The organism is Enterococcus sp. VV15 (assembly GCF_005236045.1).
GTDB lineage: Bacteria > Bacillota > Bacilli > Lactobacillales > Enterococcaceae > Enterococcus_B > Enterococcus_B durans.
In genome coordinates, this window is sequence record NZ_QPTY01000001.1 from 129,636 (window position 1) to 156,090 (window position 26,455).

Annotated in this window: 27 protein-coding genes, 2 pseudogenes and 1 riboswitch; of the genes and pseudogenes, 26 read left to right on the top strand and 3 right to left on the bottom strand. The window is 38.8% G+C overall.

All coding sequences use genetic code 11. The features are described from left to right. Window positions 1-57 precede the first annotated feature (57 nt). The 8 genes and pseudogenes from rpoN (at window position 58) to DVW83_RS00725 (ending at window position 8,609) form a co-directional block, all read left to right on the top strand. Entirely contained in the window at window positions 58-1,392 is a 1,335-nt protein-coding gene (gene rpoN, locus DVW83_RS00690) for an RNA polymerase factor sigma-54 (RefSeq protein WP_104661214.1), read from the top strand. 153 nt (window positions 1,393-1,545) lie between these two features. After that, window positions 1,546-2,637, top strand: a complete 1,092-nt coding sequence (locus DVW83_RS00695; protein WP_174784241.1) for a sugar-binding transcriptional regulator — start codon at window positions 1,546-1,548, stop codon at window positions 2,635-2,637. Between the two features lie 40 nt (window positions 2,638-2,677). Further along, entirely contained in the window at window positions 2,678-3,679 is a 1,002-nt protein-coding gene (gene gap / locus DVW83_RS00700; RefSeq protein WP_005878427.1) for a type I glyceraldehyde-3-phosphate dehydrogenase, read from the top strand. A 108-nt stretch (window positions 3,680-3,787) separates the two neighbouring features. Continuing rightward, a complete protein-coding gene (locus DVW83_RS00705; RefSeq protein ID WP_104661216.1) occupies window positions 3,788-4,978 on the top strand; it encodes a phosphoglycerate kinase in 1,191 nt (396 codons plus the stop codon). Between the two features lie 132 nt (window positions 4,979-5,110). Further along, on the top strand, window positions 5,111-5,866 hold the full coding sequence (tpiA, locus tag DVW83_RS00710; RefSeq protein ID WP_005878431.1) for a triose-phosphate isomerase: 756 nt from the start codon (window positions 5,111-5,113) through the stop codon (window positions 5,864-5,866). 115 nt (window positions 5,867-5,981) lie between these two features. Next, a complete protein-coding gene (gene eno, locus DVW83_RS00715; protein ID WP_005878433.1) occupies window positions 5,982-7,280 on the top strand; it encodes a phosphopyruvate hydratase in 1,299 nt (432 codons plus the stop codon). 493 nt (window positions 7,281-7,773) lie between these two features. Next, window positions 7,774-7,947, top strand: coding sequence for a GNAT family N-acetyltransferase (locus tag DVW83_RS00720; protein ID WP_238699319.1), 174 nt, complete (start codon window positions 7,774-7,776; stop codon window positions 7,945-7,947). A 272-nt stretch (window positions 7,948-8,219) separates the two neighbouring features. Continuing rightward, a pseudogene (locus DVW83_RS00725) lies at window positions 8,220-8,609 on the top strand (DUF2000 family protein). A gap of 93 nt (window positions 8,610-8,702) precedes the next feature. Here DVW83_RS00725 and DVW83_RS15895 read toward each other — a convergent pair. From DVW83_RS15895 to DVW83_RS00740, 3 genes and pseudogenes are all read right to left on the bottom strand, one after another. Next, window positions 8,703-8,837 (bottom strand): annotated as a pseudogene (locus DVW83_RS15895) (DUF3788 family protein); the annotation flags it as partial. Window positions 8,838-9,012: 175 nt separating this feature from the next. Then, the gene (locus tag DVW83_RS00735) at window positions 9,013-9,597 is read right to left on the bottom strand and encodes an ECF transporter S component (protein ID WP_123862559.1); all 585 of its coding nucleotides are present in this window, start codon (window positions 9,595-9,597) and stop codon (window positions 9,013-9,015) included. A gap of 4 nt (window positions 9,598-9,601) precedes the next feature. Next, complete coding sequence (locus DVW83_RS00740; protein WP_104661990.1) at window positions 9,602-10,576, bottom strand: nucleoside hydrolase; 975 nt, start codon at window positions 10,574-10,576, stop codon at window positions 9,602-9,604. A gap of 23 nt (window positions 10,577-10,599) precedes the next feature. After that, a riboswitch (PreQ1 riboswitch) is annotated at window positions 10,600-10,644 on the bottom strand. 231 nt (window positions 10,645-10,875) lie between these two features. Between DVW83_RS00740 and DVW83_RS00745 the strand changes: the two genes are divergently transcribed. From DVW83_RS00745 to yidD, 18 genes are all read left to right on the top strand, one after another. Then, window positions 10,876-11,844 carry an alpha/beta hydrolase gene (locus tag DVW83_RS00745; protein ID WP_104661991.1) on the top strand — a complete coding sequence of 323 codons (969 nt, stop codon included), beginning with the start codon at window positions 10,876-10,878 and terminating at the stop codon, window positions 11,842-11,844. Between the two features lie 98 nt (window positions 11,845-11,942). Further along, complete coding sequence (locus tag DVW83_RS00750; RefSeq protein ID WP_104661992.1) at window positions 11,943-12,215, top strand: GNAT family N-acetyltransferase; 273 nt, start codon at window positions 11,943-11,945, stop codon at window positions 12,213-12,215. Between the two features lie 338 nt (window positions 12,216-12,553). Further along, a complete protein-coding gene (gene secG, locus DVW83_RS00760) occupies window positions 12,554-12,790 on the top strand; it encodes a preprotein translocase subunit SecG (protein WP_005878449.1) in 237 nt (78 codons plus the stop codon). A gap of 254 nt (window positions 12,791-13,044) precedes the next feature. Continuing rightward, window positions 13,045-13,797 (top strand): alpha/beta hydrolase, encoded by a 753-nt coding sequence (locus tag DVW83_RS00765; RefSeq protein ID WP_104660996.1) that lies wholly within the window; start codon window positions 13,045-13,047, stop codon window positions 13,795-13,797. Continuing rightward, complete coding sequence (gene rnr / locus DVW83_RS00770; RefSeq protein WP_104660997.1) at window positions 13,794-16,157, top strand: ribonuclease R; 2,364 nt, start codon at window positions 13,794-13,796, stop codon at window positions 16,155-16,157. The genes DVW83_RS00765 and rnr overlap by 4 nt, the downstream gene beginning before the upstream one ends. A 27-nt stretch (window positions 16,158-16,184) precedes the next feature. Further along, on the top strand, window positions 16,185-16,649 hold the full coding sequence (smpB, locus tag DVW83_RS00775) for an SsrA-binding protein SmpB (RefSeq protein ID WP_104660998.1): 465 nt from the start codon (window positions 16,185-16,187) through the stop codon (window positions 16,647-16,649). Window positions 16,650-16,950: 301 nt separating this feature from the next. Continuing rightward, window positions 16,951-17,670 carry a F0F1 ATP synthase subunit A gene (gene atpB / locus DVW83_RS00780; protein ID WP_104660999.1) on the top strand — a complete coding sequence of 240 codons (720 nt, stop codon included), beginning with the start codon at window positions 16,951-16,953 and terminating at the stop codon, window positions 17,668-17,670. Window positions 17,671-17,717: 47 nt separating this feature from the next. Further along, window positions 17,718-17,930, top strand: coding sequence for an ATP synthase F0 subunit C (atpE, locus tag DVW83_RS00785; protein WP_005878459.1), 213 nt, complete (start codon window positions 17,718-17,720; stop codon window positions 17,928-17,930). Window positions 17,931-18,123: 193 nt separating this feature from the next. Next, a complete protein-coding gene (gene atpF, locus DVW83_RS00790) occupies window positions 18,124-18,648 on the top strand; it encodes a F0F1 ATP synthase subunit B (protein ID WP_104661000.1) in 525 nt (174 codons plus the stop codon). Continuing rightward, the gene (atpH, locus tag DVW83_RS00795) at window positions 18,635-19,177 is read left to right on the top strand and encodes an ATP synthase F1 subunit delta (protein WP_104661001.1); all 543 of its coding nucleotides are present in this window, start codon (window positions 18,635-18,637) and stop codon (window positions 19,175-19,177) included. Before atpF ends, atpH begins: the two co-directional genes overlap by 14 nt. Window positions 19,178-19,199: 22 nt before the next feature. Then, window positions 19,200-20,756: a F0F1 ATP synthase subunit alpha gene (atpA, locus tag DVW83_RS00800; protein WP_104661002.1), complete on the top strand. Its 1,557-nt coding sequence runs from the start codon at window positions 19,200-19,202 to the stop codon at window positions 20,754-20,756. Between the two features lie 13 nt (window positions 20,757-20,769). Further along, a complete protein-coding gene (locus DVW83_RS00805; protein WP_005878466.1) occupies window positions 20,770-21,672 on the top strand; it encodes a F0F1 ATP synthase subunit gamma in 903 nt (300 codons plus the stop codon). Between the two features lie 22 nt (window positions 21,673-21,694). Beyond that, on the top strand, window positions 21,695-23,101 hold the full coding sequence (atpD, locus tag DVW83_RS00810) for a F0F1 ATP synthase subunit beta (protein ID WP_005878468.1): 1,407 nt from the start codon (window positions 21,695-21,697) through the stop codon (window positions 23,099-23,101). A gap of 13 nt (window positions 23,102-23,114) precedes the next feature. Then, entirely contained in the window at window positions 23,115-23,537 is a 423-nt protein-coding gene (locus tag DVW83_RS00815) for a F0F1 ATP synthase subunit epsilon (protein WP_005878470.1), read from the top strand. A gap of 507 nt (window positions 23,538-24,044) precedes the next feature. Continuing rightward, window positions 24,045-24,281: a DUF1146 family protein gene (locus DVW83_RS00820; protein ID WP_005878474.1), complete on the top strand. Its 237-nt coding sequence runs from the start codon at window positions 24,045-24,047 to the stop codon at window positions 24,279-24,281. Between the two features lie 88 nt (window positions 24,282-24,369). Beyond that, complete coding sequence (gene murA, locus DVW83_RS00825; protein WP_104661003.1) at window positions 24,370-25,671, top strand: UDP-N-acetylglucosamine 1-carboxyvinyltransferase; 1,302 nt, start codon at window positions 24,370-24,372, stop codon at window positions 25,669-25,671. Window positions 25,672-25,683: 12 nt separating this feature from the next. After that, on the top strand, window positions 25,684-25,860 hold the full coding sequence (locus DVW83_RS00830) for a DNA-directed RNA polymerase subunit beta (protein ID WP_104661004.1): 177 nt from the start codon (window positions 25,684-25,686) through the stop codon (window positions 25,858-25,860). Between the two features lie 314 nt (window positions 25,861-26,174). Then, window positions 26,175-26,441: a membrane protein insertion efficiency factor YidD gene (gene yidD / locus DVW83_RS00835; RefSeq protein ID WP_104661005.1), complete on the top strand. Its 267-nt coding sequence runs from the start codon at window positions 26,175-26,177 to the stop codon at window positions 26,439-26,441. Window positions 26,442-26,455: the final 14 nt, after the last annotated feature.

Genomic DNA, 26,455 nt, shown 5'->3' on the forward strand with positions numbered 1-26,455 from the left:
GTACTGGGATAATTGTAACGAAACCAAAAAAAAAAAACAAGGGGAATGGACAAAAAAATGAAATTTCAACAAAACTTTTCACAAAAACAACAACAAACACAAAAATTAGCCATGACACAGCAACTGCAACAGTCCATTCAAGTATTGCAGTATAACAGTGAGGAACTGCTCGCGTTTGTTGAAAATCAAGCACTGGAAAATCCTTTATTAGAAGTCGTTGAGCCAGATTGGCAACCCGACTTTCAAAAAATAAAATCGTCGAACTATGAAGGCGAGGAAACAAACTACTTGAATCAAATTCCAGATACCAGCACTTCCTTATTTGAATCATTGATCGATCAGGTCCATTTGAATTATCGTGATACGTTTTTGCGTAAACTCGTACTTTATCTAGTTGAGTATATCGACTTGAACGGCTTTTTGACGATTGATTTGAAAGAAGCAGAAACCAACACGAATGCGTCATCGATTGAGATACTTGATGCCCTTACACTGATCCAGCAACTCGAACCGGCGGGAGTCGGTGCAAGAAGTTTACAAGAGTGTCTGATGCTTCAGACAGAAAGAGATGATTTCGCACCAGAATTAGCTTACATCATCTTAGAAGAGTGTTTTGAACCGTTAGTGGAACGGAAGTGGAAAGAAATTGCGCAACGCTTCTCGATTGAATTAAGCGAAGTACAGCAAATCTTTGATTATATTCAAACTCTTAGTCCGAGTCCCGGTAGGATTTTTGATCGAAGCAGCGAACTTTACATCATTCCAGATGTAAGAGTAATGATGGATGAGAACAACCAGGTCCATGTTCGATCAAATCGGGGAAACCAACCAGATGTCCGTTTTCAAGAACATTACTTTAATCAGATGCAAAAAAAAGCGGACAAAGAAACACAAGTATACTTGAAAGAACGAAAACAGGAATTTGATTGGTTGAAAAAAACGATCTTACAGCGAGGGGATACGATCTTGCGTGTGGCGCAAAGTATCGTGGCGCATCAGCAAGAATTCTTTACGAATAAGAACCGACCAATCAAGCCGTTGACGTTAAGAGAAGTTGCTCAAGAAATCGATGTGCATGAATCAACAGTCAGTCGAGCTGTCAATGGAAAATATTTAGAGACAGAATTCGGTGTATTCGAACTAAAAAAATTCTTTACGAATCGCATCCAAAAAAGTGGAAACATGTCAGAAGAAGACCTTTCTGCAGATACGGCCCAAAAAAGAATCCAAAAGTTAGTCGAGGAAGAAGATAAAGGGAAGCCGCTATCCGATCAAAAAATAGTAGAACTATTAAAAAAAGATGAAATATTGATTTCAAGAAGAACCGTTGCGAAGTATCGAGACCTGTTAGGAATCCCAAGTTCATCGAAAAGAAAACGTTATGATAATTAATGTGAATTTTGACTAGAAAAAATGAAAAATTTTTTCTAGTTGTTTTTTATTGAAAAAGTAGAATAAAACTGTTAGACTAACACTCGTGAGGTTGAGATTTTCCTTTTTAATATTTTTTAAAATTGGAAAGTCACTTTTCTTTTTTTATCGTACATGGGTCGTTTTGAGTCTACATTGGACATTTATCGTCCAACTAAGGAGATCGCTATGCTAGATGAATTGAAAATGATTGAATCTGTTGCACCAGATATTATTGCGGTTCTGCAAGAACGCTATAAAATTTTGCGAAATATTTATTGGATGCAGCCGATTGGTCGCCGCAGTTTATCAGAAAGTATGGGAATCACAGAACGAGTATTACGAACAGAAACAGATTTATTGAAACAGTTGAATTTAATCAACACCTCTAAAAGCGGAATGACGTTGACAAAAAAAGGTGAGGAAGTTTATCAGAGTCTTGAAAGCTTCATGGATCAACTTTTAGGTATGCATCAGACAGAAAAAAAATTGGCTGAGTATTTCGGAAATCAACGTTGTATTGTCATGTCAGGAAACAGTGAGAAACAGCCTAAAGTTGCTGACGGCTTCGGTGAAGCACTAGACGAAGCGTTGGATCTTTTACTTCCAGAAGGTGATAATATTATCGCCGTAATGGGAGGAACAACGATGGCAATCGTCGCTGAACAATTGACAAATCTGGAAAACAGTAAACGACATAATTTATTTGTGCCAGCTCGTGGCGGCATCGGAGAAGCTGTAACTGTACAAGCAAATTCGGTCAGTGCTAGAATGGCTACAAAGGCAAGTGGCAATCATCGTGCGTTGTATGTACCAGAACAATTAAGTCTAACTACGTACAATTCTTTACTCAATGAACCGTCTATCCAAGAAGTCTTAAACTTGATTAGTCAGGCGAATTGTGTTATTCATAGTATTGGACGTGCATTACACATGGCTGCGCGAAGAAAAATGACTGAGCAAGAATTAGTCATGCTAAAACAGGCCAATGCTGTTGCGGAATCCTTCGGCTATTTCTTTAATGAGAATGGAGAAGTTGTTTATAAGGTTCCAAGAATCGGCATAGAATTGAAAGACTTAGCAAATGTACCGATCATCCTAGCTATTGCAGGTGGAAAGTCAAAAGCTAAAGCAATTCGAGCCTATATGAAAAATGCACCAAAACAAACGTGGCTCATCACAGATGAAGCTGCTGCAAATGAGATTTTAAAAGGGATATCCCTTTAAAATAAATATTTTTTTGATTTTCATAAGGAGGAAATCTTAAATGACAGTTAAAGTAGGTATTAATGGTTTTGGACGTATCGGACGTCTAGCATTCCGTCGTATCCAAGATGTAGATGGAATCGAAGTAGTAGCAATCAATGACTTAACAGATGCTAAAATGTTAGCACACTTGTTAAAATATGACACAACTCAAGGACGTTTCAACGGTACAGTTGAAGTTCACGAAGGTTCATTCAATGTTAACGGAAAAGAAGTTAAAGTTTTAGCTAACCGTAACCCTGAAGAATTACCTTGGGGCGAACTAGGTGTTGACATCGTTCTAGAATGTACTGGTTTCTTCACTTCAAAAGTAGCTGCTGAAAAACATTTAACAGCTGGTGCTAAACGTGTTGTTATCTCTGCTCCTGGTGGAAATGACGTTCCAACAATCGTTTATAACACAAACCACGAAACATTAACTGGTAAAGAAACAGTTATTTCAGGTGCTTCATGTACTACTAACTGTTTAGCTCCTATGGCTAAAACATTAAACGACAAATTTGGTATCGTTGAAGGATTAATGACAACTATCCACGCTTACACAGGTGACCAAATGACTCTTGACGGACCTCATCCTAAAGGTGACTTCCGCCGTGCACGCGCTGCTGCTGCAAACATCGTTCCTAACTCAACAGGTGCTGCTAAAGCTATCGGCTTAGTAATCCCTGAATTGAACGGTAAATTAGACGGAGCTGCTCAACGTGTTCCTGTACCAACAGGTTCATTAACTGAATTAGTTACAGTTCTTAACAAAGAAGTAACTGTTGACGAAATCAATGCAGCAATGAAAGAAGCTTCAAACGAATCTTACGGATACAACACAGACGAAATCGTTTCTTCTGATATCGTTGGTATGACTTACGGTTCATTATTTGATGCTACACAAACTAAAGTAATGACTGTTGGCGACAAACAATTAGTTAAAACTGTTGCTTGGTACGACAATGAAATGTCATACACTGCACAATTAGTACGTACTTTAGAATACTTCGCTAACTTATAAGATAGACAAACGTACAAGTGTAAACAATAAACATGTACACTTAAAAGCGGGGAAGCAATCGCGCTTCTCCGCTTTTTTTGATAATAAGTTTATTTAGGAGGATATAAAATGGCTAAGAAAACAGTTAAAGATATCGATTTAAAAGACAAAAAAGTTCTTGTCCGTGTTGACTTTAACGTTCCTTTGAAAGATGGCGTGATCACTGATGATACACGTATCAAAGCTGCTTTACCAACAATCAACTACGTATTAGAACAAGGCGGAAAAGCAATCCTTTTCTCTCATCTAGGACGTGTAAAAACTGAAGAAGATAAAGCAGGCAAATCTTTAGCACCTGTTGCAAAACGTTTAGGCGAATTATTAGGAAAAGAAGTAACTTTCGTTCCTGAAACTCGTGGTGCTGAATTGGAAGCTGCAATCAACAACATGAAAGACGGAGACGTAGTTGTTTTCGAAAACACTCGTTTTGAAGATGTTGATGGTAAAAAAGAAAGCAAAAATGATGCTGACCTAGGTAAATACTGGGCTTCATTAGGTGATGTATTTGTAAACGATGCATTCGGTACAGCTCACCGTGCGCATGCTTCTAACGTAGGAATTGCTTCAACTGGTATTCCAACAGTTGCTGGATTCTTAATGGAAAAAGAAATCAAATTTATCGGTGAAGCAGTTGAAGATCCAAAACGCCCTATGATCGCAATCTTAGGTGGCGCAAAAGTTTCTGATAAAATCGGCGTAATCGAAAACTTGATTCCTAAAGCTGACAAAATCTTGATCGGTGGCGGAATGACTTACACATTCTACGAAGCAAAAGGCATCAAGATCGGTAACTCTTTAGTTGAAGCTGATAAAGTAGCATTAGCGAAAGAATTGATCGAAAAAGCTGGCGACAAACTTGTATTACCAATCGACAATGTATGTGCTCCAGAATTTTCAAATGACGTTGAAACACAAGTCATCGAAGGAGATATCCCTGATGGTTTGATGGCTCTAGATATCGGCCCTGCTTCAGTTAAATTATTTGCTGATACATTACAAGGTGCTAAAACAGTTGTTTGGAACGGACCTATGGGTGTATTCGAAATGAGTAACTTTGCAAAAGGTACGATCGGCGTATGTGAAGCAATTGCTAACCTTGAAGGTGCTACAACTATCATCGGTGGCGGTGACTCAGCTGCAGCTGCAGAACAATTAGGTTTCGCTGATAAATTCACACACATCTCAACAGGTGGCGGCGCAAGCTTAGAATTGTTAGAAGGTAAAGAATTACCAGGTCTAGCAGCAATCAACGACAAATAATCAATCGTAAAAGTTAAGTAGGAAAAGAAAAGCTACTTTTTGTAGCGAGAGCATTCGTTCGGATCGTAGTTTTTCTTTTTCAATACGTAGAAGAACATCTGCGACTCATAATTTAAAGGAGTGTATACTGTCATGCGTAAACCAATTATCGCTGGTAACTGGAAAATGAACAAAACAGCTTCTGAAGCAAAAGAATTTGCAGAAGCAGTAAAAAACAATATCCCTTCAAATGATAAAGTGGATTCAGTTATCGGATCTCCAGCATTATTCTTACAAGAATTAATGGCTTCAGCTGAAGGAACAGAATTAAAAATCTCTGCACAAAACTGCTACTGGGAAAACTCAGGTGCGTTCACAGGTGAAACTTCACCAGCTGCTTTAGCAGACCTAGGAGTGGACTATGTGATCATCGGCCATTCAGAACGTCGTGAATATTTCCACGAAACAGACGCAGACATCAACAAAAAAGCAAAAGCTATTTTTGCAAACGGCATGATTCCAATCCTTTGCTGTGGTGAATCTTTAGAAACTTATGAAGCTGGAAAAACAGCTGAATGGATCGAAGGACAAATCACTGCTGGACTTGAAGGGTTAACAGACGGCCAAGTAAGCAACATGGTTATCGCTTATGAACCAATCTGGGCTATCGGTACAGGTAAATCAGCTGATGCACAAATCGCTGATGAAATCTGTGGTGTTGTTCGCCAAACAGTTGAAAAATTATACGGCAAAGAAGTTTCTGATGCAGTACGTATCCAATACGGTGGTTCTGTTAAACCAGAAAACATTGCTGAATATATGGCAAAAGAAAATGTTGATGGTGCATTAGTTGGTGGCGCAAGCTTACAAGCTGATTCATTCTTAGCATTATTAGACGCTGTAAAATAATTTGTGAAAATTTGCAAAAAATGCAAGAAATGTTTGCACTAATGCAAGAAATTAACTAAAATCGTATATGAGGGTAATCCCTTAGGAAAAAACAAACTCAAAGGAGAGACAAAACATGTCAATTATTACTGATGTTTACGCTCGCGAGATCTTAGACTCACGCGGAAACCCAACAATCGAAGTAGAAGTATACACAGAAAGCGGAGCTTTTGGCCGCGGAATGGTTCCTTCAGGTGCTTCAACTGGTGAATACGAAGCAGTTGAATTACGTGATGGAGACAAAGCTCGTTATGGCGGTAAAGGTGTAACTAAAGCTGTTGACAACGTAAACAACATCATTGCTGAAGCAATCATTGGCTACGATGTACGTGACCAAATGGCAATCGATAAAGCTATGATCGCTTTAGACGGCACTCCTAACAAAGGGAAATTAGGTGCGAACGCTATTTTAGGCGTATCTATCGCTGTTGCTCGTGCAGCTGCTGACTACCTAGAAGTACCTTTATACCACTACCTAGGCGGATTCAACACAAAAGTATTACCAACTCCAATGATGAACATCATCAACGGTGGATCACACGCAGACAACTCAATCGACTTCCAAGAATTCATGATCATGCCTGTTGGCGCTCCAACATTCAAAGAAGCTTTACGTATGGGTGCTGAAGTATTCCACGCGTTAGCATCAATCCTAAAAGCACGCGGTTTAGCTACTTCTGTTGGTGACGAAGGTGGATTTGCTCCTAACCTTGGTTCAAACGAAGAAGGTTTCGAAGTAATCATCGAAGCAATCGAAAAAGCTGGCTATGTACCTGGTAAAGACGTTGTTCTTGCTATGGATGCTGCTTCTTCAGAATTCTACGACAAAGAAAAAGGTGTTTACGTATTAGCTGATTCAGGCGAAGGCGAAAAAACAACTGACGAAATGATCAAATTCTACGAAGAATTAGTTGCTAAATATCCAATCATCTCAATCGAAGACGGCTTAGACGAAAACGACTGGGACGGATTCAAGAAATTAACTGACGTATTAGGCGACAAAGTTCAATTAGTTGGTGACGACTTGTTCGTAACAAACACTCAAAAATTAGCTGAAGGTATCGAAAAAGGAATTGCTAACTCAATCCTTATCAAAGTTAACCAAATCGGTACTTTGACAGAAACTTTCGAAGCTATCGAAATGGCTAAAGAAGCTGGCTACACTGCAGTTGTATCTCACCGTTCTGGTGAAACAGAAGATTCAACAATCTCTGATATCGCTGTTGCAACAAACGCTGGCCAAATCAAAACTGGTTCTCTATCACGTACTGACCGTATTGCTAAATACAATCAATTACTACGTATCGAAGACCAACTTGGTGAAGTTGCAGAATACAAAGGTTTGAAATCTTTCTACAACTTAAAAAATAAATAATTTTAAATAGGAAAATAAGTACAACTGATTTTCAATCGATGCCATCGACTGGTTCAGTGACTTGCTTTTCCCTTATGAGATTATTCTAAAATACCTTTCTCTTATCGTTAAAGATAGGAGAAAGGTATTTTTTTATCCCACTGATCAATAAAAGAATACTGGAAATCAACTTGGCGAACGATTAAAAAAAGGAAAGTCTATCCACAATATAGGAATGATTTGTTTCTTAAACTTTACCAATGTATGATTAAAGAAACGAGCCTAAGATCAAGAAATTGTTAATCAAATTTTTTGGGGAAATCAATCAAAACAAAAAGACTTTCAATAAGAAAATTTACTTAGGAGGATTGGCGGGATCTATTTGACTATTTATCCAAAGAAGAGGTTGTTGAATTTGAACCTTATGATGTTCCTAGTGTTGAGGAGTGTAAAAAAGAAGCTATTCGACGTTCTCAGGATGATTCCTTTTGGGAGTATGTGTAGCAGAAACAAATTGATTGGGAACATCTATTTAGCAAGTCAGGAGTTTGACACTTGGAAATTAGGGTATGTCTTCAATCCAGAATTTCAAGGGAAAGGTTACGCAACAGAAGCAGCACGGGTTTTGATAGAGTATGCATTCAAAGAAAAACACGCCATCGGATCTTTGCAAGGTGTAATCCTTTAAATGAACATGATTTTTGGCGATGATCCTTTTGCATGGAAAGAGGTACACCATAGGTAGAATACTGATTTCCTAACAATTATCGAAAGAAAAACACCCTCTATTTTTGTCTATATATTTTTACGTATAGTAAGCGGTTGAATCTCAAATAAGCCTTTCAGTCGGTCAGAAACTAAGTTATACTGATTGCACGTATTGGGGCATTCTTACTTGGGTAAACGATGACAAGGATGTTTAAAAATTTGGGGAGATAACTATGCAAAAGAAATGCAATAATATTAGAAAAAAACTTAACAGCCGGAGAAGTTGGCAATGTAGCTGGTATTTTGACGGGGAAAATGGCACGAATCAATCCAGAGGTCTATTTAGATTTAGAAGTAACGGATGCAGATGGTGTTCTTCATGCCGCGATCCGTTATAGCACAGTCGTATTAAAAGCTGGATCAGGGAAAATCGCTAATTTAGCAAAATCATAGAAATAAAGTGAAACGATATCTAGTTGTGTGTTTACCGCAATAGGTCAGTCCTTAAATAATCAATTTGAGGTCTACCAAGAACAGATCCAAAAAAGTGATTTAGGAAATTTGAAGCCAGTTGGAATTGTCGTTTCTGGTCCAGATGAAGAGGTTAGAGCTGTAACAAGAAAATTCAGTTTACTGAAATAAGCGTTTCTTGTGTTATGTATGATTGAACAGCTTGGATTATTGAACAAAAAATGAGTGTGGGACAAAAGTAAAAATCAGTTTTGCCACAGATTCTCGAATAAACGGCGGGAGCAGAAGCAACTCCTTCTTAAATAAGCCGAAATTCACAAAAATGTGAAAAGCAATTTTCGTGAATTTCGGCTTATTTCTCGGAGTTAAACACTTCTGTCCCAGCCTCTTTTTTTCAATTTCTCAAAACTAAACGACTTTTATCTTGACCTCATTTTTCTATTGAGAGGTCACAGCTTCTTTTGTAATGGTCAAACATGAAATGCCTAAATTTATTACACTTTGGTTTTAAGTCAGATGTTCAAGAGTTGGCATACCCAACGAATCGTTCAGTAGCATAGTGAAATGAATAGGATCACTGCTGATTTTCTTTTAGCTGACTGCCGATTCTTCCTCGTTTTCCTAAAGCAACGACTACGAATGCCACGAGGACTAAAGAGAGTAGTCGATCAAGATAATCTGTTCCAGCTTGAACAACGATCGTGCTCATCGTTAGATCCATTCCTAGACCATGCAGCAATTGGACGATCATACTGGAACCAGAGGATGTGATGCCACCGAATAGCTTTACTGTGATGAGGGACGAAAGGATCGTTCCTGGTAAAGACAACACAAATGCCCAAAAAATCAGAGTGAAACGATTTTTCTTTTGGTATAATCGCTGATAAAAAATGATTCCTGCTAGCAGCCCAGTGATCATTTGGACAGGCGAATAATACAATGAAAAGATATCAGTAGTAAAACCGCTCAATACACCGCTAGTTATACCTGTCAGTACACCAAACACAGGTCCAAGCAAAGCACCAGCGAAGATCGTACCGATAGAATCTAGATAAATCGGCAATCGCAGCCATAAAGCAATTGTTCCACCAATATAATTTAGTCCAATACATAAAGCGATAATCGTGATTGTTCTTGTTGTTATTCTTTTATTCAACATTTTTTCATCCCATCTTTAATCTTTCCAGATCTTTTTTAATCGTTTCTTCTTGTGCATTTAAAAGAACGGTCAAAAACTTCCGAAAAAATAGATGAGAATCTACTTTAGTCATGATGATACTATTAGCAGGTTTTTGCCAAAAATCAAATCGATCAACTAAAGTTTGTCCTCGACTGATACCTTGTGTTTCAATGGCTGTGTAACTGGTAAAACTTTGACACAGCTGTTCATCGATAAAATAAGCAATAGCTAAAGGATCGTTGATAACACAACCAAGAATTCGTTCTTGCTGCCAATGAAAATCAAAGTAAAAGCGAGTGATGTCTTTTAAAAACTTGCCTTCAGTTGGATTCATTTGACAGCAGTATTCAAGTATCGTAGGGGTAAAGACGATTTCCCTAGTGACATCTAACCCCACCATTTCAATTGTTTTCCCAAGCTTCTCAAAAACAAGTGCAGCCGCTTCAGGATCGCACCAGTAATTATACTCTGCAACAGGAGAACAGTTTCCATGACTTTTGTATGTGCCACCCATTGAAACGAAACGTTCTAAGTGATTGCCGATGCGAGGATTTTTGATAAGGGCACTGGCAATGTTCGTCAATGGTCCAAGTGCGATGATCGATGTGTCCCTTTCTTCAGAAAAGTAGCGAACAAGAAAGTCAACGGCATTTATCTGTTCTGCTTGTTTTTCATGGACCGGTGGGAAATTTGTTTCACCTAAGCCGTCCATCCCGTGAGTATCTTGGGCGCTGATAAATGGTTGTTTCATCGGTTTAGCCATTCCTTGATAAACAGGGATATCTAATCGTCCACATCGTTTTAAGCACGTAAAAACATTTTGCGTACCTAACTCGACAGGAACATTTCCACAGACAGTGGTAATGGCGACTACCTCGATCTCAGATGATTTGACCGCATATAGCAGAGCCAAAAGATCATCTATTCCAGGGTCGCAATCAATGATTACTTTACGCATTATTTCCAATCTCCTTTCTTTAGAGATCCTTAGTTTTTTATTCTGGGAAGTTTCCGAACCAGTCCAAGGAAAATCCTTGATTCCAATGCACGAACCTAGTATACTGGCTTTTAAATAAATTGTAAACGTTATTTAATATTAAGAAACACGTATGAGCACTGAGATAAAATTATTTTTCTGCAGATTGAAGGGGAAATCTTGAGCAGTTTTTTTAGAAAATGTTACAATAAAGAAGAATAGAATCATCGATATTTAAGGTAGAAAGTACGATTAAAAACGATAGAAAGTGGGGAAGATAAGTGATTGTATTTTATTTGATAGTGAGCATCCTAGTTTTAGGCACAGTCATTTATCAAGTTCTTTCTTATTATTATGCAAACAAACTCATCAAGTCTGGTTTACAACGAGGCTATGAATGGTATGAGAGTACCGGACATCAATTAATGGATCCTTCCGCATTGACGACGGTTGAAAGGCAGCGACAACTAGCTGAATCGCAAGCAGAGGACTTTTGGAAAAGCGGGAAAGAAATAGAAGTCAAAAGTCAAGATGGTCTCAAATTGATTGGCCGAAGCTTTCACTGCCAACCGAATAGTCACAAGTGGGTGATTTGTGTACATGATTACCGTAGTGATGGAAAGAAAGATATGTCTTATATCGGGAAAAAATATGCCGAAAATGGGTTCAATGTGCTGATACCAGATCTAAGAGCGCATGGAAAAAGCGAGGGAGAAATCATCGGAATGGGTTGGCTCGACCGGCTCGACTTAATCGTGTGGATCAATTATGTGTTGAATCAAGTTCCGTCTGCAAAAATTATTTTACATGGTGGATCAATGGGCGCTTCTGCTATCATGATGGCAAGTGGAGAAAAACTCCCTTCTGCAGTCCGAGGATTTATCTTGGATAGCGGTTTTGTTTCTGTTTACGCAGAATTTCGCTATATGTTGAGCAAATTGACTGCTTTTCCAAAAAAATCCATCATGCGTCATGCAGATCGCTGTGCAAAAAAGTATGCGGGCTATTCATTAAAACAAGCTTCAGCTACCCGTCAGTTAGGCAGTAACCATCTTCCAGTACTGATCGTCCATGGAGAAAATGACCATTTCGTTCCAACAGAAGCGGCTTATACTATCCAGAATGCTACAGCTGGTGATAAAGCACTGCTTTTAGTGCCAGAAGCGCAACATCTAGAAGCAGCGGTAAAAGACCCTGAGACATATTGGACGGTGGTCTTCTCGTTTATCGAACAATGGATTCGTCTATAATAGAAAAGCAGTTCAAGTATAAATAATTGTCTGTAGGAAAGTAGACTGTTAAAATCAAGATGAACAAAATAAGTGGTCGATACAAGGAGTGTTGTGAAATGGAAATCAAAGAAGAAAAAAGCTGTTTGGTATTGCTGAATGCTGAAGAAGAAATAGGCGAAATGACATGGTCAGATGCTGGACCAGACATTATGATCATTGATCATACATTTGTTGATCCAGCTTATCGCGGACAAAAACTAGCGGAAAAGTTAGTATCTACAGGTGTAGAAATCGCCAGAAGAGATGGAAAAAAAGTGATTCCGTTATGTCCTTACGCTAAAAAAGAATTTGAAAGAAAACCAGAATATCAGGACGTTTTACGGAAATAACCTTTGCTTTCTTAACGAAGAGTTGCCAGGATCACTAGATGGTTTCGGCAACTCTCTTTTTTGTTGATGAGTGTGGGACAAAAGTAAGAAACACTTTTTTCTCATTCTTTAAAAACGAATAAACGGTGGAAGCAGAAGCAATTCCTTCTTAAATAAGCCAAAATTCACAAAAATTTGAAAAGCAACTTTCGTTAATTTCTTCTTATTTCTCGGAGTTAAACACTTCTGTCCCAGCCTCGTCTCTCTTGAATGGTTTTTAGATAAAGTAGGGAGTTGTAGGTATTTTTCTAATATGATAGAATGAGAGAGATGATATCTTTTAGAAAGGAGGCTGCCATATGTATAATCTAATTTTAGGAATCGTGATCGTTTTATCTATTGTAATGGTGATCGCTATTATGATGCAGCCGAGCAAACAAAATAGTGCAGCGAGCGCATTTACAGGTGGCGCTGATCAATTGTTCGGAAAACAAAAAGCACGTGGCTTTGAAGCTGTGATGCAACGTTCGACAGCGGTAATGGGTGCGATTTGGATGATCTTATTATTTGTACTTGTCTTTTTATCTTCGAAATAAGCGAAGAGGACAGCTACTTGTTTCAACCTGAATCATAGTTTTTATATGCACACAGGATGGATCAGCAGTCTGTTTATTGCTTAAGTATAGGTAGAAGTTTAACAAGCCGTTTCATTTTTTGAAAAGGCAATGATGAATGAACCAGAAAAGAGCAGCGGCGGATGTCACGGCTCTTTTTTTCTTTTTTAGAAAAGCTATTTTACGAGAAGGGTTCATGGAAACTATGGTAAAATGAAGAGAACGAGGTGAACCAAATGAAAAGTCTACCAAAACCCTTATATGGGAAGCATGGAAAACGTGCCGTGCTTTTATTACATGCGTATTCTGGGAGTCCAAATGATGTACGAATGCTTTGCCGTTTTTTGGAAAAATCTGAGTATACAGTCTATGCTCCTTTATTTGAAGGACATGGAACATTGGACCCTGAAGATATTTTATCTCAAAAAGCGGAGAACTGGTGGAAGGACACACAAAAAGCGATTCAGTTTTTAAAATCAGAAGGCTTTTCTCAAATCGCCGCATTTGGCTTATCAATGGGAGGGATTTTTGCTGTTCGTGCATTGGCAGATGAGTCTTTGATCGGAGGAGGATTTTTCTGTTCGCCGATTTCTCCTGTGGAAAATCACGTACCAGAAAATTTTGAGAAATACGTTCGACAAGTATTGAAATTTGCTGGACAGTCAGATGAAGCAATCGAAGCTGCAACAGCAGGTTTTAGACCAATGATACGCAGACAATTAGAAGAAATCCAAAATCAGGCAACAATTACAGAAGGAAAACTTTCTGAGATCCAATCACCTATTTTTATGGCACAAGCGGGGCAAGATGAAATGATCGACCCCTACGGTGTGTTTGAGACCGCTAAAAAGATGGCTGAAAAAAGAGTGACACTTCAATGGTATCCCAACAGTAAACATGTGATTACTATAGGTGATTCAAGAAGGATACTCGAAAAAGATGTGTTGGATTTCTTAGAAAATCTACCTTGGAATGAGGAATCAATATGACCAAAGAAACGTTGGAAGAAAAAATTATTTTCTTTATTGAAAGCAGTCGCAAAAAAAGCTTTTCAATGGAAGAAATTGCCCAAGGACTAGGGCTGGAAAAAAGTGAAGATTTCAAATTACTTGTACAAACGATCGCGCAGATGGAAAGAGAACAAACGGTTGTCTTTACCAAAAAAGGAAAAGTGAAATTACCATTGCAGCCTATTTTAGTAGAAGGTACCTTTCGGGCAAATGAACGGGGTTTCGGTTTTGTGACGATCGATCCCGAAGAAGACGACATTTATATCCCTAAAGAGGCAACGGGTTATGCGATGGATGGGGATACAGTAGCAATCGATATCATCAAAACCGCAGATACAGCGATGGACCGTGGAGCTGAAGGAAAAGTAGTCGAGATCCGCAAAAGAGCAACTACACAACTTGCTGGAGAATTCGTTGCTTATCCCGAAGAAGAAATCAAAGAAACAGATCTATATGGTGTAGTTATCCCTAAAGATAAAAAAATGAATCAATTCAAAATCTACGCTGCCGCAGAAGGAATCCGTCCTGTTGATGGTAGTATCGTAATGGTCGAATTGACCCATTATCCAGAAAAAAACTATGCCACAAGTTTAGAAGGAATCATCAAACAAGTCATCGGGCATAAAAATGATCCAGGTATGGATATCTTATCCATTGTGGTCTCTAATGGTATTCCTACGCAATTTCCTGATGATGTCTTAACAGAAGCTGACCATGTACCAGATGAGATCAGCGAGAAGGATCTCATCGGTCGAAAAGACTTGAGAAATCAGTTGATCGTGACGATCGATGGAGAAGATGCCAAAGACCTGGATGATGCAGTTACTGTAAAAAAACGGGCAAATGGCAATTATTTTCTTGGTGTCCATATTGCAGATGTGTCGTATTATGTGACACAAGGCAGCCAATTGGACCGTGAGGCCTACGAACGAGGAACAAGTGTCTACTTGACCGATCGAGTGATCCCAATGATCCCTCAGAGACTCTCAAATGGTATCTGTTCCTTGAATCCTCATGTTCCAAGATTGACGATGAGTTGTGAGATGGAGATCGATCCGACTGGAAAGGTGATTTCTCATGAGATTTTTCCTAGTGTGATCCAGACTACCGAACGTATGACCTATACAGCTGTCAACCAAATCTTAGAGGAACAAGATGAAGCGGTCATGGAACGCTATGAACAACTCGTACCAATGTTCCAAGAAATGAAAGAGCTGCACGATATTCTTGAAGAGCTGCGGATTCGTCGTGGTGCGATCTCCTTTGAAGACCGTGAAGCAAAAATACTGGTAGACCCAGATGGGCATCCAATGGATATCCAATTGCGCAGCCGAGGAGTAGGGGAACGATTGATCGAGTCCTTTATGTTGGCAGCAAATGAAACTGTCGCAGAACACTTCTATAAGCGGCATTTTCCATTCATTTATCGGATCCATGAACAACCGAAAGAAGAAAAAATGCAACGGTTCTTTGATTTTGCTTCGGCTTTAGGGATCGTCGTTCAAGGAACAAAAGGTTCGATTACACCGAAAGATTTACAAAAAGTCATCGAGCATGTAGAAGATAGACCAGAATCTGCAGTGATCAATACAATGCTATTGAGAAGCATGCAACAAGCACGTTACTCAGAAGACAATTTTGGACACTATGGGTTAGCAGCAGAATACTATACACACTTTACTTCGCCAATCAGACGATATCCAGATCTGATCGTCCATCGGTTGATCCGTTCGTACGGACAAGATGCTAGTGATACAAACAAAACATATTGGGAAGGCGAGTTACCTGAGATCGCAGACCACAGTTCGAAAATGGAACGTCGCGCAGTAGAAGCGGAACGTGAAGTCGATTCAATGAAGAAAGCTGAATTTATGATGGATAAAGTCGGAGAAGAATTTGACGGCATCATCAGTTCGGTTGTCAAGTTTGGCTTATTTATCGAATTGCCGAATACGGTAGAAGGATTGATCCATATAAATGAATTGAAACAGGATTATTTCCATTTCATCGAAAATCACTTAGCTTTAGTTGGGGAACGAACCGGGTTGACTTTCAAAATTGGTCAGAAAGTTCGTGTCAAAGTCACGAAAGCTGATCCAGATGAACGAGCAGTTGATTTTGAACTCGTTTCTGCGGAAGAAGTAGCATCCCTTGAACGACCTAAAACTCAGCGAAAAGGTAGACCCGTGAGCCGAAAAAATAGAAACAGCGAACGTTCGGATAAAAAAGGGAAAAAGAATCCGCGCACGAGCGATCGTAAAAATGCGAAATCAACCACAGGCAAAAAAGGGAAAAAACCTTTTTATAAAGGAATCAAAAAGAAAAAGAAGAAAAAATAACAAGTTATTCGTTTGGAGGAATGAACTATGCCAAAAGGCGAGGGGAAACTGATCGCGCAAAATAAAAAAGCTCGCCACGATTATTCGATCATCGACACAATGGAAGCTGGAATGGTATTGCAAGGAACAGAGATAAAATCTATTCGGAACAGTCGGATCAATCTTAAAGATGGGTTTGTCCGAGTACGCAATGGGGAAGCGTATATGCACAATGTGCATATCAGCCCCTATGAACAAGGAAATATTTTCAATCATGATCCATTACGGACAAGAAAACTGTTACTCCACAAGAAACAGATTGCCCGTCTTGAAAATGAAACGAAAAATACTGGGGTCACGATTGTACCGTTGAAAGTATACTTACGCAATGGATACGCAAAAGTCCTCATTGGGCTTGCGAAAGGGAAAAAAACGTATGACAAGCGAGAAGACTTGAAGAGAAAAGATGTGGATCGTCAAATTGATCGAACATTAAAAAATTTCTCTAGATAATTTCATTATCCTTTTTCGCATATTCGGTGCTTTTAGTTTTACTTAATGATAAAATTTGTTAGCATTTAATCTGATAAAGCATGATTATCACAGGTTTTTTCTGTATAATGCCACGATGGATTTCTTTGATATTTAGACATTTTTTGACTGAAATAAAAAAGTGTCTAATTTTCATGAAAATGTTTTGAATTTTCTGTTTCATGGTGGTATGATACCGTTTGGTTAGAAAACGATTTAGAAAAACCAGATGTACACATGAATTTGATTTTATGTGAATTTCAGGGAAAAGAGGTGAAATGGATTGGATGAACGCTCGCTAACCTTCCATATTGGACCTGTTTGGTTTGATGGTACAGTTTGTATGATGGTGTTATTGACCTGTTTGATCGTCTTCTTTTTGGTTTACTTCTTTACTAGGAACCTTAAGATGAAACCAACTGGAAAACAAAATGCGATAGAATGGGTCATTGACTTTTCTCGAGGAATCGTAACAGATAACTTGCCTAGAAAAGAATTGAACAATTTCCATTTGTTGGCATTCACGTTGTTTTTATTTATCTTTGTTGCGAACAATATTGGTTTAGTAACGAAAATCGTCTTACCGAATGATACGACACTTTGGAAAAGTCCGACGGCAGACCCATTTATTACTTTAACATTGGCATTTATAATGATCACTCTTACTCATCTATTTGGGGTGAAGAAACTCGGCTTCAAAGGGTATTTTGTAAATTCGTTCCTAAAACCATATAGTTTCATGTTTCCAATGAAACTGATCGAAGAGTTTACGAACCTATTAACACTTGCTTTACGTCTTTATGGGAATATTTACGCGGGGGAAGTTTTGCTAACCTTAATCGCCAACATGATGAATAACATAGGTTGGTACTCCTTACCATTAGCAATTCCTTTAGAGATGATTTGGATTGCATTTTCATTGTTTATCGGAAGCATCCAAGCATTTGTCTTTGTTACTTTATCGATGGTGTATATGAGCCATAAGATTGAAGTAGAAGAATAACATCGTTTTTGAATAAACTACTTATCTATTTTAGGAGGAAATATATTATGAATTATATCGCAGCAGCAATCGCAATCATGGGGGCAGCAATCGGAGCTGGTTATGGTAATGGACAAGTTATCTCTAAAACCATCGAATCAATGGCACGCCAACCTGAAATGTCTGGTCAATTCCGTACAACAATGTTCATCGGGGTAGCCCTTGTTGAAGCTGTTCCAATTCTAGGTGTGGTTATCGCTTTAATTCTAGTATTTATGTAGTAAATTTACTCAATGAGGATGGGACGTATGTCACTAATCCTCTTTTCATTGCAGTGAATTGAAAAAGATGTAGAAAAACTAAAAAAGTTTCTTCATAAAATTAGAAAAAGGCGTTTAGGAAGACGAATTTCTTAAATGAGAGACGCATCCTTTACACCAGTTAGAAACACCTGAAAGAAAGGAAGGCTAGCCTATGCTGAATCAATTGGCAATTGCAGAAGTTGGTAATCCGATGTTAGGTAATATCATCGTTGTCAGCGGCTCATTTTTGATACTACTGGCTCTACTAAAGCATTTTGCTTGGGGCCCAATCAGCGATATTTTGAAAAAACGTGAAGATAAGATCGCCAATGATTTAGATTCTGCCGAACAATCTCGCATCAAATCAGCAAAAATGGAACAAGAATGTGAACAACAATTGTTAGCGTCTCGTTCAGATGCAGCTGATATCATTAAAAATGCGAAAGAAAGTGGAGAATTAAGCCGTCAAAATATTTTGAAGGATACGCAAGAAGAAGTAGCTCGTCTAAAAAGCAAAGCGCAAGCTGATATCGCATTAGAACGTGACTCAGCTTTAAACTCTGTGAAAGACGATGTAGCTGATTTATCTCTTCAAATTGCGGCAAAAATCTTGAACAAAGAACTTTCTCCAGAAATGCACGAATCTTTAATCAATCAATATATCGAAGGTCTAGGTTCTTCAAATGAAACTAGATAAATATACTGTAGGCAGACGCTATGGTAAAGCATTGTTTGAACTGGCGATCGATTCAAATCGTGCGGAAGAAATTTACCAAGAGTTATTAAGTTTGCGACAAATCTATGCAGAGGTTCCGGAATTAGGAAACCTGCTTAGTGATGTCCGCTTAGAACCTCATGAAAAACGTCTAATTATGGATAAACTTGTTGCAGGCTTCGAGGTCACTGTGAAAAACTTTTTAGAAGTTGTTTACAATTACAATCGAATGTCTGATCTAACCTTTATGATCGATGAATACGAACATCGTTATAACGAACATAAAGGCCTACTTTTAGGTAGTGTAAAAACAGCAGTACCGCTTTCTGAGGAACAGTTACGAAATTTAGAAAAGAATGTTGCAAAAACAATGGACTATCAAACAGTTGAATTAAAAGAAATCGTTGATTCATCTATTATTGGTGGGGCAATTGTTGAAGCCAACCATCGAGTGATCGACGGAAGCATTCGCACGCAATTAGAAAAAATGCGTAGTCAATTAAATAGATAGTACAAAGAGGTAGGTGAATCGAATGGCTATCAAAGCAGAAGAAATTAGTGCCTTGATTAAAGAACAAATTGAAAATTATCAAAACGTGCTTTCAGTCGAAGAAATCGGTACCGTTACTTATGTTGGTGACGGAATCGCTCGTGCACATGGTTTAGAAAATGCGATGAGTGGTGAGTTGCTTGAATTTTCAAACGGCTCATACGGAATGGCACAAAACTTAGAATCTAATGATGTAGGTATCATCATCCTTGGTGATTTCGAATCCATTCGTGAAGGAGACAAAGTAAAACGTACAGGAAAGATCATGGAAGTTCCAGTTGGGGACGCATTGATCGGACGTGTCGTTAATCCGCTAGGTCAACCAATCGATGGATTAGGTGAAATTGCAACAGACAAGGCTCGTCCAGTTGAAGCAATGGCACCAGGCGTTATGCAACGTAAATCTGTTAATGAACCAATGCAAACGGGATTAAAAGCAATCGATGCTTTAGTTCCAATTGGTCGTGGTCAACGCGAGTTAGTCATTGGTGACCGTAAGACAGGGAAAACATCTATTGCGATCGATACGATCCTTAACCAAAAAGGTCAAGATATGATCTGTATCTATGTTGCAATCGGTCAAAAAGATTCTACAGTTCGTACACAAGTAGAAACATTGAAAAAATATGGTGCGATGGATTATACGATCGTTGTGAATGCTGGAGCATCACAACCAGCTCCATTACTTTATATTGCTCCTTACGCAGGGACTGCTATGGGTGAAGAATTCATGTACAATGGAAAACATGTTTTGATCATCTTTGATGATTTATCAAAACAAGCCGTTGCTTATCGTGAACTTTCATTACTATTACGTCGTCCACCAGGTCGTGAAGCATATCCAGGGGATGTTTTTTACCTACATTCACGTCTGTTAGAACGTGCAGCTAAATTGAGTGATGAATTGGGTGGCGGTTCAATGACTGCTTTACCATTTGTTGAAACACAAGCTGGAGATATCTCTGCATACATTCCAACAAACGTTATCTCGATCACTGACGGACAAATCTTCTTGGAAAGCGATTTGTTCTATGCCGGAACTCGACCAGCTGTTGACGCTGGATTATCCGTTTCTCGGGTAGGTGGTTCTGCACAGATCAAAGCAATGAAAAAAGTTGCCGGAACTTTACGTCTTGATTTAGCAAGTTATCGGGAATTAGAAGCATTTACACAGTTCGGTTCTGACTTAGACGCTGCGACACAAGCAAAATTAAATCGTGGTCGTCGCACAGTTGAAATCTTGAAACAAAAACTTCATGCACCACTTGCTGTTGAAAAACAAGTAGTCATCTTATATGCTTTGACACACGGATTCTTAGATAGTATCCCTGTTGATAGTATTTTAGATTTTGAACATGAATTATTTGAATATCTAGATAATAACCATTCAGATATTTTTGAAACGATTCGTACAACGAAGGATCTTCCAGAAGAAGAAGCTTTGAATACTGCGATTCAAGAATATAAAGATATCTTTTTGGCGTCAAAAGGTAATTTTTCTTCAACAGAAGACAAATTGAAATCCATTCAAAATGCATAGTGAGGTGAGATGAATGGGCGCTTCATTAAATGAAATTAAGACTCGGATCGCTTCAACTAAGAAAACCAGTCAAATCACGCGCGCAATGCAAATGGTGTCCGCCTCTAAACTAACAAAATCTGAAGCTTCTTCTCAGAAGTTTCAGATCTATGCAAACAAGGTTAGAGAGATCGTGACTCATTTGACCGCAACGCAATTAAACGATATCGCCTCAGACAATCCTCGTGGAGACATCAACTACAACAGTATGTTGATCAGTCGACCAGTGAAGAAGACGGGCTACATCGTGATCACTGCGGATGGTGGTTTAGTTGGTGGCTATAATAGCTCGATTTTGAAGCAAACGATGTCCATTTTAGAAGAAGATCACCAATCACCTGACGATTACGTAATGATCGCAATCGGCGGAACAGGTGCAGACTTCTTCAAAGCAAGAGGAATCAATTTAGCTTACGAATTGCGTAATTTATCTGACCAACCAAGTTTTGATGAAGTTCGCAAGATCGTTGGAATGGCAACAACTATGTATCAAAATGAAGTATTTGATGAATTGTATGTATGTTACAACCATCATATCAATTCACTAACTAGTCAATTTCGGGTAGAAAAAATGCTACCGATTTCTGATTTAGACCCTGAGGAAGCAACAACCTTTGAACAAGAATATATTTTTGAACCATCAAAAGAAGAAATCTTGGCTCAATTGTTACCTCAATATGCAGATAGCTTGATTTATGGTGCAATCGTTGATGCCAAGACAGCAGAACATGCTGCCGGTATGACAGCTATGAAGACAGCAACGGATAATGCTGCAACGATCATCGATGATCTAACGGTTTCTTATAACCGTGCAAGACAAGGGGCTATTACCCAAGAAATTACCGAAATTGTTGCCGGAGCTTCGGCACTAGAATAGTATTGAGATTGGAGGAAAAAAGATGAGTTCAGGCAAGATTGTTCAAGTAATCGGTCCCGTTGTCGACGTGGAATTTTCTTTAGACCAATCCTTACCAGATATCAACAACGCTTTAGTTGTTTATAAAAATGATGAGAAGAAATCGAAAGTTGTTCTTGAAACAGCGCTAGAATTAGGTGACGGTGTCATCCGTACAATCGCGATGGAATCAACAGATGGTTTACAACGCGGAATGGAAGTCATTGATACAGAAAAAGCAATTTCTGTACCAGTGGGTAAAGAAACGTTAGGTCGTGTATTCAATGTATTAGGTGATACGATCGATTTATCTGCACCTTTCCCAGAGGATGCAAAACGTAGCGAAATCCATAAAAAAGCACCAAACTTTGATGAGTTAAGTACAAGTACTGAGATCCTTGAAACTGGGATCAAAGTTATTGACTTGCTTGCTCCTTACTTAAAAGGTGGGAAAGTTGGATTATTCGGTGGTGCCGGTGTAGGTAAAACTGTATTGATCCAAGAATTGATCCATAATATCGCTCAAGAACACGGTGGTATTTCTGTATTTACTGGTGTTGGTGAACGTACACGTGAAGGTAATGACCTTTATTATGAAATGAAAGATTCAGGAGTTATTGAAAAAACAGCCATGGTGTTTGGTCAAATGAACGAACCACCAGGTGCACGTATGCGTGTTGCCTTGACTGGTTTGACGATTGCTGAATACTTCCGTGATGTTGAAGGGCAAGACGTGCTATTGTTTATTGATAATATTTTCCGTTTCACTCAAGCCGGTTCAGAAGTTTCTGCCCTATTAGGTCGTATGCCTTCTGCCGTTGGATATCAACCAACGCTAGCAACAGAAATGGGTCAATTACAAGAGCGGATCACTTCAACGAAAAAAGGTTCGATCACTTCGATCCAAGCAATATATGTACCAGCCGATGACTACACTGACCCAGCTCCAGCAACAGCATTTGCCCATTTAGATGCAACAACGAACTTGGAACGTAAATTGACAGAACAAGGGATTTACCCAGCCGTAGATCCACTCGCTTCTTCATCAAGTGCGCTTGCTCCAGAAATCGTCGGAGAAGAACACTATAAAGTAGCGACGGAAGTACAGCATGTCTTACAACGTTACCGTGAATTACAAGATATCATTGCTATTTTAGGGATGGATGAATTATCTGACCAAGAAAAAGTTTTAGTTTCTCGTGCACGTAGAGTTCAATTCTTCTTGTCACAAAACTTTAACGTAGCAGAACAATTTACAGGTCTTCCAGGGTCATATGTACCAGTTGAAGAAACTGTCAAAGGATTCCGCGAAATCTTAGAAGGTAAATACGATGACCTTCCTGAAGAAGCATTCCGTAGTGTTGGTAGAATCGAAGACGTCGTAGAAAAAGCGAAAAAACTAGGCTACTAGAAAGGGGTGCCCCATGGATCAATATTTAACAGTTAACGTGGTTACTCCTGACGGTTTGGTCTATGATCACCATGCAGCGATCGTAGTTGCACGCACAACGGCCGGCGAACTCGGTATTCTACCTAAACATGCGCCCATCATCGTTCCTTTAACGATCGATGAAGTTCGTATCAAAAGAACTGACTCCGATACGCATGTCGACTGGATCGCAGTAAATGGCGGGATCATGGAAGTACGTGATAACGTTGTTTCTATTGTAGCCGATAGTGCGGAACGTGAACGTGATATCGATGTTTCTCGTGCGGAAAGAGCAAAACAACGTGCGGAACGACAAATCGAAGAAGCAAAAGAAAAAGAAGATACAAATGAATTGAAACGCGCGACCGTTGCTTTGCATCGTGCAATCAACCGAATCAAGGTTTCAAAACATTCATAGTTATAAATAATCGAGACAGGAGTGCTAAGGGATCAAGAAGAAATTTGCGAAATTCGATTTTTTAGATTTTGTGAAACTCAGCTTGCTTTTCCAAGTGCTTTCTGCTCTGATTGTTTATTCGTATTAGAACGTGGACAAAAGTATTTCTTACTTTTGTCCACGTTCTTTTTTTATTTAAAAGAAAAGTAACATGAGATGTAAAGTATTGGATAAACGTCTTTTTATATGTCTGTAGCTAAGATCGGTTACTAAAAGTAGAGGTTGCAACTAATAAAAATTTGCTCCAAATAAAAATGAAAACAACTAGAATCTAAGCTGAGCTACATAGAAAAACATAAAGGAACGATCACTGAAAAGGCATATTTTCATATCTATCACTTGGAATTTGTCAAGAAGAAAACAAAAAAATTATACTTTTTGCAATCAATAATTTCTCTATTCTTCCAATTTATGGTATCATCGTTTTGTTAGTTATCGTAAAAAACAATTGTTAGAAAGGACGTAGCTATGCAAGTATACGGAATTGATGCGATTATCCGAATTGTTAGCCACTTAGCATTCATTTATTTAGCTTTTTGGTCTTTACGTTCTTTGCGCATCGAAACCTTTTTTAGAGCGATGCATAATACACAGATTCGCATGACGATTGTACTTTTTTCTATTTTTTTAGGGTATACGGCGAGTAATTTTTTCTTAGAGATCATCGCTTTGTGTCGAAACCTTTTCGTTAGCCTATTATTTTAAAAAAAGGTACTATTTTAAAAGAAGAAATGATATAATAGAAAAGATTTTGAGCAACTGTAGCTCATTGGAATTTTTTGGGGGGAACAACATGGAAGAGATCATCGTAAAAGGTGGCAATCAATTAAATGGAACAGTAAAAATCGAAGGAGCTAAAAATGCGGTTTTACCTATTTTAGCTGCTAGTTTATTGGCAGAAGAGGGAACAACCGTATTAAATAATGTTCCTATTCTTTCTGACGTTTTCACGATGAATCAAGTGATTCGTCATTTAAATGTCGATGTAGCGTTTGATGAAGAAATGAATCAAGTAACACTTGATGCCTCAAGACAGTTAGAAATTGAAGCACCTTATGAATATGTTAGCCAAATGCGTGCTTCGATCGTTGTAATGGGACCATTACTTGCAAGAAATGGTCATGCGAAAGTAGCTATGCCAGGAGGATGTGCAATTGGTAAACGTCCAATTGATCTGCACCTAAAGGGATTCCAAGCATTAGGAGCTAAAATCATCCAAAAGAACGGCTATATCGAAGCCATTGCAGATCAATTGATCGGTAACACGATCTATTTGGACTTTCCTAGTGTTGGAGCAACTCAAAATATCATGATGGCAGCTGTAAAAGCAAAAGGAACAACAATCATTGAAAACGTAGCACGTGAACCAGAAATCGTTGACCTTGCCAATATTTTAAATAAAATGGGCGCTAATGTTTACGGTGCTGGAACAGAAACGATGCGTATCGAAGGTGTCGAACATCTTCATGCTGTGAAACATTCAATCGTACAAGACCGTATTGAAGCAGGTACATTCATGGTAGCCGCTGCAATGACTGAAGGAAATGTTTTGATCGCTGACGCTATCTCAGAACACAACCGACCATTGATCTCTAAACTGATCGAAATGGGCGCTAAGATCACTGAAGAAGAAGATGGGATCCGTGTCGTTGGACCAAAACATATCTTGCCTACAGATGTAAAAACAATGCCTCATCCTGGATTTCCTACAGATATGCAAGCACAAATGACAGCAATCCAATTAGTTGCTGAGGGTACAAGCATGGTGACGGAAACAGTTTTTGAAAATCGTTTCCAACATTTAGAAGAAATGCGTCGAATGAATGCGCATGTAAAAATCGACGGCAATGTAGCTATCATGGATGGAACCCATGAGTTGCAAGGTGCAGAAGTGTATGCAACTGACTTGCGTGCAGCAGCAGCTTTAGTGTTAGCTGGCTTGAAAGCAAACGGGATCACACGTGTTCGTAATCTAAAATACTTAGATCGTGGCTATTATAACTTCCATATCAAATTGCAACAATTAGGTGCGGATGTTGAACGTGTTGAGAGTAACCAAGTAACTGCTGATAAGACAGCACAAACGATTGCTTAAGGACGTGGTTAGATGAGTACACAACGCTATATCTTAGTCAGCTTGGTCAAGATACTGCTCGTTGTATTATTATTGATTCTCCTTTTTATTATCGGTACGATGATCGGTTACGGAGTGATCGGTGAGGGCAACCCGTTTAAAGTATTTCAACCAAGTTTATGGCTTCATATTCGAGATTTTTTTAGTTGAAGACTGATCGTCCATCGTTCGTTTTAAAGTAAACAAAAATGAGGGTTCTTAAAATCGCTGATATAGCTATTTTAAGCAACCCTTTGTTTCGTTCGTCCTAAATAAAGTTAGACCAAAAAAGGGTTGAGTAAAGACCACCTGTATCCCCCTTATTAAATCATAATAAGGAGCGAGGGCAGAAGTAATTTCTTCGGAAATAAACGAAGATCGCAAAGATCATAAACTCAGTTAGTGAGAGTTCCTTCTTGTTCTTTGAGGTTCACTACTTTTGTCTCCACTTTTTATTGAAGTAGAAAAGAAATGGAGGAAAGAATATGAAAAAAATGTTGATTGGACTCGTTCGCTTTTATCAGCGCTTCATCTCCCCTGCATTTCCTCCTAGTTGCCGTTATTACCCTACCTGTTCAAATTATATGATCCGAGCGATCCAGTCGCATGGAGCGATGAAAGGGACACTGATGGGGACAGCACGTATTTTACGCTGTCATCCGTTCGTCAAAGGTGGTATCGATTACGTGCCTTTAAATTTCCAATTGACAAGGAATAAAAAGGATAAGGAAATGCCACACTATAAAAAATAGTAAGGGGAGACGTT